Here is an 11,650-nt window from a genome sequence, read left to right as displayed (position 1 = left end):
ATCTAATGGTCACATTGAAGATCGAAGTGTAATTACCGGCGTCGCAGGCTAAAGACAACCAAACTCATGCCAACCAATGCCAAGCTAGCTGGTTCTGGGACTCCAACCGAGCCGGGTGAGCCAATAGCAGGTTCGCCGATATCGTTGACGGCAGTTGCCACAGCACCTGCGGCATTGCCTACTGTGCTGAATGATCCGAGAACGAGGTCGTAAGAACCTCCAAGGGAGCCATTGCCGTCGGGATAGGAACCAGTGATGTCAGGTGACCCTGTTGGTGCCACTGAAGTTATCCACAATCCGATTGCATCCCCACCTTGACCAAGTCCGGACCCCTCGTAGGAGCCAACTTGAGGAAGTGGGCTAACCAAAGTGCCCCAAGTATCGGCCCATAAAAAGGTGTTGATCCCCCCTGTTCCTGCGTTTCCATCGACAAAGATGACAGACTCGCCGGGAGCAATAGTATCCACGCCAAACAAAAGGTCTGCTGTAGTGGCATCGAAAGAATCGTCGTCAAAATAGAGATTACCGTCGGTCGCTTCCACCCAGGCCATATCACCATAATTGGTTACTTCAAACCAATCATCGGTCAGATTCTCGCCATCGGTATTTCCGGGCCAAATTTCGGTAATTCGCAAGTCAAAGGCAGCCATCGCCTGGCTGCTTAACAAAGCGGCCAAAGCCGCCGCACACAGTAAGATTCTCATTAAATCCACTCCATCTGTCGTAAGTTTAAGAAACTGAAAACCACGGACTGGGACTACAAGCCCAATCCCATGGCTGGAGTTTAGCGCGACAGGGTGAAGGATCTATGAAGAATTTGTGAGCATTGTCTAAATAGAGCGATTGTTAATGAGTCATTAAGATTCCATGAAGCTGCCGAGAGTTGCTCCTGTCCGGACTACCTCAGTGGTTCTCAACTAACCCGGAGATGCTTTGTGGTAGGGCCCTTCGGCTCAGGTCGGGGGAGCATTGCCTAGGTGCGTAGATTGAGTCGTCGGGTTATTCCGGTCTTGATGCCCCCTCGAAGGATTAATGTGAAATGATTGGCAACTCCTCAGCGCTATAATTAATGAACGACGTTATCGTAGTTCGATGCAGTTAGTATCCGTTCGATTTTGCCCTTCATGGAAGAAAGCAAATGTCTTTGCATCGCCAATTCTGCTGTGCCGCTCTCTTGGCACTAATGTTGGCGGGCACTTCATCTGCCCAATCAATAGGCTACTGGCACTTGCCCAGTACCCATGCACAATACTGTGGCTTTGGTTGCGGGCCAGGGCACCACGTACCGATGATTCGGACTCATGGCTGTGCGCCGCTTCGAGTCCCTCGCTGTGTGCATACTCGGGGATGTCTCTCTAGTGGCTTGGCCTACTGCGAATCCTTCCGTGGCGGATTTGAGAGCCCCGGTTGCCATGCTGAGCTTGATGCTCTGGTCACTCCAGATCACTCTGGCACCGAAGACAGTGTTTTACTACCGGAACCCGGGGATTCTTTATTTTCTTTCCCCGGCGAGTCCGACCACCAAGTGCTCCCTGCGCCACAATCTCGTCCGCAGAGATCGCCTCAAAACTGACGCTTACTGCTCGGGTTTTATGCAACTTCGCACCATATGGAAGCAGCATTGCCTGTCAAACAGCACACTTTTCTCTTACACTTGCTAGTAGTGTGACCCCCAGATCCTCAATTTGAAGTTGCTGCATGCGATTTTTCGTCGTTTGTTTAATTGGCTTAGGAATTGCTATAGTCTCTGGTGCACTGTGGAGAAGGTGGCGAAAAGCTCAAATCGAGGCTACTCGCAGAGATGCGATTCAATCGTTCGAAGAGCAACGTCCAGTTCTGACAGAGAAATTCTTGGCCGCAGCAGATGCCACCGGCAAGCCTCGGGGGCTGACCTGGAAAAACTGCGAACTCTCCGGCGAACCGCTGTTTGCGACCGATCAGCTAACTGGCGAATTGTATGCACTTGTAACCGCCTCGATCAGCTTCGAAGCCATCGCAGGGGGAGACATGGAAGATGTCGAAGCAGTGAGCAATCTGCGATGTGCCACGGCTATCTTTGCTTATCGAGACCACTCTTGGACCACCAATGGGCGGGCTGTCTTTAACCTTGAACCAGCGCAGTCGTTAGAGCGCTACCAGGATTCGCTGACTCCTTTTGAATTGAGACGTTGAATAGAGACGTAAATTTACTCGTATTTACATCATCCACGGTGCGCTAGCATCCGGTTGTTATGCTTTGCCAGAGGAACGAGTCGCTAGCGTGATGCGGCTGATAGTCGACAACTGTGTGCTAAAAAAACATCCGCATAATCTGCCCAATCACTACCCCCACGGTAAAGTGTTTCTGTTATCATGCTAGGTTTGGTTAGCATGTTGTCTGTGAGTGATTGTCGCGTCTCTGCCCTGAAGGAGCCACTGTTTTGCCGAAGCCCATCCTTTTTGATCCCAGTCACTACAGCAATCTTACCGCAGAGGACCAAGCTCTCTTGCAGTTGGGCTATGGCCGGGCTGTCGATGCCCTGGAGCGGAACATCACGCCCAAGGGTTTCTCAGCCTGTTCGCTCAATGACAACCAAGTTTGTGGAACAGACGCAAACTATCGCTCCGTATGGGCCCGCGACGGAGCCAAAACGATCATTTGGACGCTTGATCTGGATGACGAGCATATCCGAAATTGCCAATTCCAAACCCTTCGTACGATTCTCTCCCATCAGGCACCTGCTGGGCAACTTCCGGCGCATGTGCTGATTGATTCGGACGAGCCCGAGTACGGTGGCGTAGGGGGAATCACTTCGATCGACAGTGCCTTGTGGACGATCATCGCCGTCCACCACCTTTGCCGACATCTCGGGGATTGGTCGCTGGCGGAGGAGTTTCGAGACACTTTGCAGAAAGCCGTGGATTGGCTCGGTGCCCTCGACGCTAACAATTGTGGCCTGCTGGAGATCCCAGAAGCGGGAGATTGGACCGACCTATTCGCCCGTAGCTATCATGTGCTTTATGACGAGGTGCTCTGGCACCGTTGTCTTCAATGCCATGCCGACATGCTTGATCACCATGGCGAGAATGATCGAGCCGAAGATTATCGCAATTGGTCTGAGCATGTGAAGAGTATGATCTTGCGCCGGTTTTGGCCATCAACGATCCACGATGAGTCCCAAAGTGGTCCTAGTTTTGCCGATGTGCAATATCAGCTGGGTGACGCTCGCTATTTGGTCGCGCAAGTATCGCCATTCAATTACAGCTGGCGATGCGATGTCTACGGCAACCTCCTGGCGTATCTGACAAAGCTGGTTGACAAGGATCGGGCGATGATGACGTTCCGGTTCTTGTGGGGAGTTGGCGTCAACGAGCCAGGGCCAGTGCGCAACATGTACCCGCCGATTCACGCTGGCGATCCGGAGTGGCGTGACTATTTTGCGGTCAACGTCCTCAATCTGCCCAATCATTACCACAACGGTGGCATCTGGCCCTTCATCGGCGGTTTGTGGGTTCGTTACATTCACAAGCTGGGGATGCCCGAGGTTGCTCGTCGCGAATTAGTCAAATTGGCGAGTCTCTGTTCGCAGGGAGTGAAGAACGAGTGGGAGTTTAACGAATGGCATCACGCCGAAACTGGTCGGCCGATGGGCAAGGCGTATCAAGCGTGGAGTGCAGCCAGTTTCGTGAAAGCCTGCCACGATCTGCATCTGGAGCCAGAACCGGATGGGCAGTTTTGAGCCCGGGAACACGCTCTGCCTCGAGGAACCTGGCAGCCACGACGCGGCTAACGAAGACTTGCCTCCAGCCAATAGCGAATTCCCTCTTCAACTCCTGCGGCGTAGTGTCCTTGGGCGTGGTAGATATGCAAGGACTTAAGCGATTTGAGTTCAGGAAGTGCATTGCCGACGACCACACCTAGCAAGTCTTGCTAGAACATAGAGCGGTCATTGCCTGTGTCGCCGCAGACGAGCACCCGCTCGGCTCGAATATTCTAATGCTCGGCCAAATCTGCGCAGGCTGTTCCTTTGTTGACGCCGACGGGAAGAATATCGAGGTCGCTCACTGAGTTGTAGACAATCTGGACACACTGCCCGTTTTTTTCGAGCAGGGACATCCAAAGGGCCAGATCATTTTCGCTGGCAACGTAAGCGTAGTAACTGAGTTTGTGCTCTGAGAGAAACTCGTCGGGCTGCAAGTCGAGTCCCTCGCAAGCGGCGAGGGTATCGCGGATGACCAGGAGATTCCAATTCGCCCCAGATACCGGCCAATCGTCGAGCGTTTGGCGATTTACAAAGAACTCGATTTGCGTTCCCACGCCACCAATCAAGGCATCGGGTTCAGGCAACAGCGTCGTCTCAACCGATTGCCGAATAGAAGCGGATAAGCGTCCCGAATTGTAGGCCAGATAAAACTGTTCACGACGCGAGGACAGCCATGCAGCAAATCGTTCCAGTGCGTCGTCATCTCCCAGCATGGTTCCGTCGACATCGCTGACAATCAGGAACCGGTCGTCCACGACTTTTCTCCTGCTAGACTATGGATCGGTGCTTCTTCGAACACAAGATTGGGTTCTTGCGGAGTACGCGGAATATCGTCCACCGACGCTAGCAATTGTTGAGCGATGCCAGTCCAGGTGAAATGGGCACGCGCTTTCTGGCAACCGTATTTCGCCAGTTGGTCGTAGATTTCATCATATTGCAGCACCGAGGCGATCGCATGGCCAAATGCGGGAGGATCAAATGGATTGGCATAAATCGCATCGCGGCCCCACATGACTTGTTCCCATAAGCCACCTTCGGTAGTCACAACTGTGGGTGTCCCACAGGCCATGGCTTCGACGGCAGTCATGCCGAATGGTTCGTAGCGACTGCTGAGGGCAAAGACGTCAGCGGCACGATAATAATCGGGCAGTTCTTCATCAGGGATATAGTCGTGGTAGATCACGCGATCTTCTATCCCTAACTCTCGTGATAGATTCTTGAAGCCGTCAACCATTTCCGCTTCTTGAGGATTTGGAGAGGTCGAGCCGATCGCCAATACCAGTTTTGCCTCTGGGACACGATCAAAGACTTCTTTCATCGAACGGATCAAGAGGTCGTAACCCTTGTTGTTGGCGATCCGCCCCAGAGCCAGCACGATGCGGCCATCGAGTCCAAACTGTTGTTTGAGACTGCGGCGTGAAGCTCGCGAGACAGGGAAGAAACGGCGGTCGTCATAGCCAGGAGGAATGACTCGGATTTTGTTCCGCGTGCAATCGTATTCTCCATCGGGACGGAGGAGAAAATCTCGCTGGACGGGAGTCGTGGCGATCAATAAATCGCACTCGTCGAACACCACCTTCTCTTCGCGGATACGACGCCGGAAGTTGTATTTCTGTTCCAATTCGTCAGGATTGCCGTCCATGTTGTCCCGTTTCCAGGCACCGATCGAATGCGGCGTATGGATATGGGGAATGGATAAGCGATTGGCCAGTGCCTGTCCGGCTAGGCCTGCATCCCAATAATGGCTGTTGATAAAGTTGTAGTCGAGGCTTTCATCCCGAATGAAAGTGGCGACGCGCTGGACCCATTCAGGGATGGCCTCGCACAATGTCTCCTTAGGAATGAAATGCCTTCCCCCACATGGAAATCGTAGAACCCGCACGCGGTCGTCGACCGGTTCAACTGCAGGCTGGTCTTCAAATTGGCGGGTGAGAATGTCGACCTCATAGCCGAGACGCGCCAAGCATCGAGATAGTTCGATTACGAAGACTACTTGGCCACCGGTATCTGGTTTGCCAAATTCCGGTTCGGCCGCAACATAACCATGGGTAGAAATCATCATGATCCGCTGCGACGATTGGGACATCATTCGATCCTCCTCTGGGAATTCTGATACTCTCAATTCGAGCAAGCATTCTAGCAGAAATTAAGTTCAAGCATAAGTATGCTCTGCAGTCACTATGTTCACGCGTGTTTTGATCTATCAGAGAAGTGTAAAACAAATATCGAGGAAGCTTAATTACGCATTTGACGGTGACGGCAACCACTCGCGCGGATCCTGACCGAAGAGACGTTCGAGGGCTGCAAAGAGTTCGCCATGCTCAACTGCCATCAGGTGGGGTCGAGTAAAGAAGCATTCTGAAGCGACCGCGAAAAACTCTGCATGGTTCGTGGCTCCGTATCTGTCGAGCAAAGTACGTTCCCCTCGTTGGCTGCTTTGCACCAGGCGAGTGAATTCGGCCGAAGTAACCCGAAACCACTGTTTCTCGAATTTGTAATCCGTCATCGGAGGTGACCCGTCGGTTGTACCGTCGAGGCTATCCATGTGGTGGGCAAATTCGTGGATCACAACGGATCGTCCACACTTGGGTCGGCGACCTTCACTCAGCACAGCCTGCCAGGCCAGTACGATAGGCCCCCCCTGCCAAGATTCGCCCGATCGCACATCGGGGAACGATTGGGGCGATTCGAGATGTCCCAGCAGCAGCTCGGAGGACTCAGCTGGGCGGGATTGATAGACTCCTGGATAGACAATAATCGTCTGCAATCGGTCAAAGTAATAGGACTTCTCGAAACCGAGCGTAAGGAGGGCCGCCTGCCCGGCGATAGATACACGCATCTCGTCGGTAACGATCAGACGATTTCCCCCTGCCCAATCTTTTTCTTGGAGCATGACATGGACAAAATCACGAACTCTCTGTTGGCGAGTCGTATCCAAGAGTGAGTACTGCCAGACATTGTCGCAGAGGTGCGACTCCCACTCGCTCGGCCAGGGCTCGGCCAGCAGTCGGCGACGTCGTCGTTCCCTCAACCAGCCGAAAAACATCTTGTAGCTTCCTCATAGAGGTATTGTAGAGAACAGTCTTGCCAAAGAAAATTACGGGTTTCCGCTTGTCGTAGAGTTCATGGCATGAGATGCTAATGTAGCACACGCTTGTCGTCTTTGACTTACTTGGCACTGTAGAAGGGTAACCAACGATGCCGATTCAAACTACCTCGAAGGATGGAATTCTCACGATCCATATATTGGACGATCGGCTTGTCGAACCAGTCGTCTTGGAGCGACTCTTTGAAGATCTGAACACGGAGGTGAATAAATCCACCGAAGACCGTGTAATTATTGATTTCTCTCCGGTTCTGTTCATGGCATCCTCGGCCTTGAGCAAACTGGTGCAGCTCAATAAGAAGTCGAAGGAATACAATGCCAAACTCAAGTTGAGTGGCATCTGTCCGGAAATAATGGAAGTCTTCAAGATTACCAAGCTGAATAAGGTGTTCGATATCGCCGCCAACGAGGATGCCGCCCGCAAGGCCTTCAACAAGACGGGCTTGTTTCGCTAGCTTGCCCTATAGTTTTCCCTGCCCAGGTCGGGATGATATTTTGGGCCCTACCCCACGGATTTCCATTCTTGGCTCTGGCTCATGTTTCGGGTATCTTAGTGGCGCGTCGGATTGAATGCGGCAAAACAATCCTCCTTTCCCTGATGAACGTGAGCAAGGAGAACACCATGGCCAAGAAGAAGGCAACTTCGTCTGCTGTAGCAAAGACTTCTACTCCCAAGAAACAATCCATTAGCAAGTCGTCCTCCAACGGTGTCGCCTCCAAGACACAGGGTGCGTTGGGAAACGAGCAAATTGGGATAACTGCCGGCGATATTTGGAGCGTGCTCTCCCAAAATGGAGAATTGACGATAACCGCATTGAAGAAGGAAATCGATGCTCCGAGTGATCTAGTGCTGGCAGGAGTTGGTTGGCTTGCACGTGAAGAGAAACTTCAATTCACGACCAGTGGACGCAGCGCAAAGGTGTCGCTGAAGTAGACGCTTTTTTGAAGTGGTGAGCGAATCCAGGAGGATTTGTCATCCCGATGGGAGCTTCACGACCAGAGGGATCTGCGTTGTATAACCAGTACACCTAGGGAGCCAGTGATGGTTCGAACTAGATTCCTTAAGTCGTGAAACTCCTCTCGGAATGACAGAAAAATCTATTTCTTATTTGGCATGCCGACGATCGAAAGCTGCTTGTCGTACTCGATTTTCATCGTGTAGGTCAGTACCTTTTCTTTGGGACCTACTGCTTGAGCAGGGACTTCCAGGTCCCAACGGAGGATGCCTTCCTTGCGGTCGGTCATTAAGTAGGTTTCGTTGGTACTGATCGCTTCATCGGATTTGACAAGTGTTACCTTGATGTCGTTCTCACCCACCGTCGGGAGCCGATCGAGCAGACGGACGGAAGCCGCCTTTTCGCCGAAGTTTTCCAGCGTGAGTTCATAGGTGAAATCGACGACCCGGTTTCCGCCTTGAATCTGTTCCTCCTTGTTGACCAATTCTCGATGAGTTCGGAGAGAAGGGTCGATGCCAAGCCCCACGGTAAAGCTTTCGCCGACGGAGACGGTGGGCAGTTCGCCACGCCCTACGAATTGGCCACCTAAGAATGTGGCGGCCGGACCTGCCAAGAACACGCGGTCACTGGTATTGGAAACTCGGGCTTCTTCGTAGACATAACTGGTCAATACAGGGGTTGCCAGTCGGTAAAAATCTCCCTCAAGCGGAACCGAGGCAATCTGGATCAGTTGCCGATCGGAACGGCTGGGGAGGCTTGTGCGGTTGGCGAGCTGGTAGCTGACGCTCACCCCTTCGGCAGGTGTTTGTGTTGAATCTTTTTCTCGCTTGAGTTCGCTGAGCGAATTATTAAAGTCCATGAGTTGCAACTGATCGGCAGTTTGATTCAAAACAGCGTCGGCACTAGCCGTATCGCTCATTGCTAATCCCCAGCCACCGACACCGCCACCCATACCGCCACCCATACCGCCACCTTCCCCACCGAATCCTCCACGGCCACGTCCCGCTCTCCGGGCTTCCAATTGTGGACTCGACGCAACAACGTCACCGAAAGGCCCGGATGCATCGGCATTGATCTGACCGCGCATTTTGCCAAGTTTCGCAAGGTTCTGCTGGGCCTGCTTGTAGTTCTCTGCGGCCGACATCGGTTGTTGCTGTTGTTGCGGTGCAGGATTACCCAGCTTGATTGCGAGGGCTTCGAGTTGTGGTGCTTTGGCAACGAGCGAGGGAGTCGCCGTGGAGAGGATCATCTCCACGTCGTTCCAGTCTTCGCCACTCATTTGCTCGATCGAGGCGTTGTACTCGACCGTGATCTGGTCACGCTCATCGGTGGCTCGGATATTATAGGAGGGAGACCAATTAGCATTTCCCACCAGGTAGCTAAGCTGCAATTGGGAAGCTGTGCGTTTTGGCACATCGATGAAGACGACTGCTTCTCGTACATTGCGGGCGGAACCTGCGGCAATAGTTTCTCGTTTGCGAACGAGCAAGGTTTTATCCTTGTTTAGACTCCGTTCTTCTTGGGCCAGTTCCAATTCGCGCTTGGCGATCTCATCTCGCTCAGAAAATTGAAATTGCGTGAGTTCCTTAAGTGTGTCTGCGTTGAGGACGCCGTTCTTGAGTTCTTGTTGGGAAGTGACTGCGGCAAATTGAGCGAGCTGAGTGAGATATTGACTCCGTTGGGCTAGCAAGCCGCGTTCTTGGGCTACGGCGGCTAGCTTATCATCGACGGCCTGGATTTGTTCGTCGAGTTCGCGAACCTCCTGCCGCACGTCGGCTTCAATAGGGCGGGTTCGATAGCGGACCGAGCGGATCTGAATTCCGTCACCCGGCTCGGCGAACAGGCTGCCCGCAAGGACTGACTCGGGGAGATTGGTCACGACCAATTCGAGGAGGCCCTCTGTCTCTTCGATATCGATCTTGCGGGTAACCAGGGCCTGGCCTTGATAGACGGTAACGGCCGAGACGTGCCCTTCGGTTGATACCGGCTCAGCGGCTTGGACAGAAAATGAGTTGACCGAAAGTACGACAAGCAGTGCAGCAAAAGCGTGGCGAATCATGGTTGTTCTCCGTGGTGATGAGTCTAATCGATACTCCCGAATTCTACCAAAAGGGAGTCCCTGCGTGGTTGGACGCAGCTTAGAGCGAAAAGATTCCCGGAAATTGATGATTCTCAGAAGAAATTAGTCGCTAATGAACGCGGATCGGGCAGATATGCGCGGATAGGAATGAATGATTTCCTAAAAAATCCGCGATAATCCGCTCAGCCCGTGTTTGTCCGCGGCCTATTTCTTTCCTAGGAAGTCGGCACCCGAGTGCGGGGAGCATTCGTCTTGAGATTCGACGCTTCTGGGTCTTTCTGAGGGACCTTTAGTTCGCTGCGCAGACGTTTGAGTTCTCCCTCAAGCCGTTTTCGCACTCCCGCGTAGGCTTTGTTGTCGTAAACGTTTTGTAATTCATTCTTGTCGAGCAGCAGATCGTAGAGTTCCCATTCGTCGACATCCGGCTCGTAGAAATAGATGAGTTTGAAGCGACCATCTGTCACACCATAGTGCCGACGGACATGGTGCCAACCTGGATACTCATAATAGTGATAATAGAAAGTCGTGCGCCAGTCAGCAGGAGTTTCGCCCTCTAAGAGTGGGACGAGCGAACGGCCTTGCATGTCGGAGGGGATCTCCAGGCCGGCGACATCCAGAAACGTTTCGGCAAAATCCACCGGCGAGACAATCGCATCGTTCAAGGAGCCCGCCTTGGTGTGTCCCGGCCAGCGGACTAAGAATGGTGTGCGGAGCGATTCTTCGTACATCCACCGCTTGTCAAACCAGCCATGCTCTCCCAGGTAAAAACCCTGGTCAGAGCAATAAACGACCATGGTGTTTTCGGCGAGACCTGATTCTTCGAGCCAATCCAAGACGCGTCCTAATTGCTCATCCACGGAGGCAACACACCGCAGGTAATCCTTTATGTAGCGCTGATATTTCCATCGCACCAGCGCATCGCCAGTCAGGTTCGCTTCGCGGAATGCCTTATTTCGAGCCTCGTACGCGGCATTCCATTTCGCCAGTTGTTCTTCGTTCAATTCTCGCGGTGGAATGAGCTTCAAGTCGCGTTTGTCCATTGTCTCCGCAATGGTCATATCTTGATGCTGGGCAGCTGGGCCGCGGAGAGAATAATCCTCGAACAGCGTCGGTGGTTCGGGTATGGTCTCGTCTTCGTAGAGGTCGAGTTGCTTCGGACCGGGATCCCACGGCCGGTGCGGGGCTTTCTGCTGGTACATCAGCATGAAGGGCTTTTCCTGATCACGGCCATTCTTGAGCCAATCGAGAGCCTTGTCGGTAATGAGTTCGGTCGTGTAGCCAACATTCTTCGTCGGCTTGCCATCGCGGATCATGTTCGGATTGTAATAGGTCCCCTGCCCTACGAGGACATCCCAATGGTCGAATCCTGTGGGTTCGCTTTCTAAGTGCCATTTTCCAATCATTGCGGTTGCATACCCTGCTTTTTGGAGAAGCTTGGGAAACGTTTGCTGGGCACCATCAAACCTGTTGCCGTTCACAAGGAATCCATTAAGGTGGCTATATTTACCTGTAAGAATCACCGCTCGGCAAGGACCGCAAATGGAATTGGTGGCATAGCAATTGTCGAACCGCATCCCCTCATGGGCGAGTCGGTCGATGTTAGGCGTCTCGTTGATCCGCGAACCGTAGGCGCTGATCGCTTGATACGCATGGTCATCGGTAAAGACGAAGAGGATGTTGGGACGCGGGGTGGCTTGGGCAGTCGTGAGGAAAAGCAGCCAAGATGAGAGAGTGATCAAACAGAGAGGAATCTTCATGGTATTGC

General features: G+C 52.8%; 9 protein-coding genes and 1 pseudogene. 4 read left to right on the top strand and 6 right to left on the bottom strand.

The features are described from left to right. Window positions 1-32 precede the first annotated feature (32 nt). On the bottom strand, window positions 33-704 hold the full coding sequence (locus Pr1d_RS00590) for a PEP-CTERM sorting domain-containing protein (protein WP_148071688.1): 672 nt from the start codon (window positions 702-704) through the stop codon (window positions 33-35). A 994-nt stretch (window positions 705-1,698) separates the two neighbouring features. On the opposite strand from Pr1d_RS00590, the gene Pr1d_RS00585 reads away from it, so the two are divergent. After that, window positions 1,699-2,172, top strand: coding sequence for a hypothetical protein (locus Pr1d_RS00585; protein ID WP_148071687.1), 474 nt, complete (start codon window positions 1,699-1,701; stop codon window positions 2,170-2,172). A gap of 248 nt (window positions 2,173-2,420) precedes the next feature. After that, entirely contained in the window at window positions 2,421-3,719 is a 1,299-nt protein-coding gene (locus Pr1d_RS00580; RefSeq protein WP_148071686.1) for an amylo-alpha-1,6-glucosidase, read from the top strand. Between the two features lie 47 nt (window positions 3,720-3,766). On the opposite strand, the pseudogene Pr1d_RS00570 reads toward Pr1d_RS00580, so the two are convergent. The 3 genes and pseudogenes from Pr1d_RS00570 to Pr1d_RS00560 all read right to left on the bottom strand — a co-directional run bounded on the left by Pr1d_RS00570 (window position 3,767) and on the right by Pr1d_RS00560 (window position 6,789). Then, window positions 3,767-4,456: pseudogene (locus tag Pr1d_RS00570) on the bottom strand (HAD family hydrolase). Between the two features lie 23 nt (window positions 4,457-4,479). Next, window positions 4,480-5,832 (bottom strand): glycosyltransferase, encoded by a 1,353-nt coding sequence (locus Pr1d_RS00565; protein WP_148071683.1) that lies wholly within the window; start codon window positions 5,830-5,832, stop codon window positions 4,480-4,482. A 150-nt stretch (window positions 5,833-5,982) separates the two neighbouring features. Further along, entirely contained in the window at window positions 5,983-6,789 is an 807-nt protein-coding gene (locus Pr1d_RS00560; RefSeq protein ID WP_148071682.1) for a M90 family metallopeptidase, read from the bottom strand. A 152-nt stretch (window positions 6,790-6,941) separates the two neighbouring features. Here Pr1d_RS00560 and Pr1d_RS00555 point away from each other — a divergent pair, with 152 nt between their 5' ends. Both Pr1d_RS00555 and Pr1d_RS00550 read left to right on the top strand, forming a co-directional pair. Then, window positions 6,942-7,304: an STAS domain-containing protein gene (locus tag Pr1d_RS00555; protein WP_148071681.1), complete on the top strand. Its 363-nt coding sequence runs from the start codon at window positions 6,942-6,944 to the stop codon at window positions 7,302-7,304. Between the two features lie 167 nt (window positions 7,305-7,471). Further along, window positions 7,472-7,783, top strand: coding sequence for a winged helix-turn-helix domain-containing protein (locus tag Pr1d_RS00550; protein WP_168204983.1), 312 nt, complete (start codon window positions 7,472-7,474; stop codon window positions 7,781-7,783). A 164-nt stretch (window positions 7,784-7,947) separates the two neighbouring features. On the opposite strand, the gene Pr1d_RS00545 is transcribed toward Pr1d_RS00550, so the two are convergent. Beyond that, window positions 7,948-9,864, bottom strand: a complete 1,917-nt coding sequence (locus tag Pr1d_RS00545; protein WP_148071679.1) for a mucoidy inhibitor MuiA family protein — start codon at window positions 9,862-9,864, stop codon at window positions 7,948-7,950. A gap of 236 nt (window positions 9,865-10,100) precedes the next feature. Further along, window positions 10,101-11,642: a sulfatase family protein gene (locus Pr1d_RS00540; protein WP_148071678.1), complete on the bottom strand. Its 1,542-nt coding sequence runs from the start codon at window positions 11,640-11,642 to the stop codon at window positions 10,101-10,103. Between the last annotated feature and the right edge of the window lie 8 nt (window positions 11,643-11,650).

Origin of the sequence: Bythopirellula goksoeyrii (genome assembly GCF_008065115.1) — a bacterium.
GTDB lineage: Bacteria > Planctomycetota > Planctomycetia > Pirellulales > Lacipirellulaceae > Bythopirellula > Bythopirellula goksoeyrii.
Note: the sequence above shows the minus strand (reverse complement) of the source record. Positions and strands in the feature narration are given on the sequence as shown.

Excerpts from the sequence above, each read along its gene's own strand:
- Pr1d_RS00585 (WP_148071687.1), top strand. The coding sequence starts at position 1,699 with ATGCGATTTTTCGTCGTTTGTTTAATTGGCTTAGGAATTGCTATAGTC.
- Pr1d_RS00550 (WP_168204983.1), top strand. The coding sequence starts at position 7,472 with ATGGCCAAGAAGAAGGCAACTTCGTCTGCTGTAGCAAAGACTTCTACT.
- Pr1d_RS00565 (WP_148071683.1), bottom strand. The coding sequence starts at position 5,832 with ATGATGTCCCAATCGTCGCAGCGGATCATGATGATTTCTACCCATGGT.
- Pr1d_RS00555 (WP_148071681.1), top strand. The coding sequence starts at position 6,942 with ATGCCGATTCAAACTACCTCGAAGGATGGAATTCTCACGATCCATATA.
- Pr1d_RS00540 (WP_148071678.1), bottom strand. The coding sequence starts at position 11,642 with ATGAAGATTCCTCTCTGTTTGATCACTCTCTCATCTTGGCTGCTTTTC.
- Pr1d_RS00545 (WP_148071679.1), bottom strand. The coding sequence starts at position 9,864 with ATGATTCGCCACGCTTTTGCTGCACTGCTTGTCGTACTTTCGGTCAAC.
- Pr1d_RS00590 (WP_148071688.1), bottom strand. The coding sequence starts at position 704 with ATGAGAATCTTACTGTGTGCGGCGGCTTTGGCCGCTTTGTTAAGCAGC.
- Pr1d_RS00560 (WP_148071682.1), bottom strand. The coding sequence starts at position 6,789 with ATGTTTTTCGGCTGGTTGAGGGAACGACGACGTCGCCGACTGCTGGCC.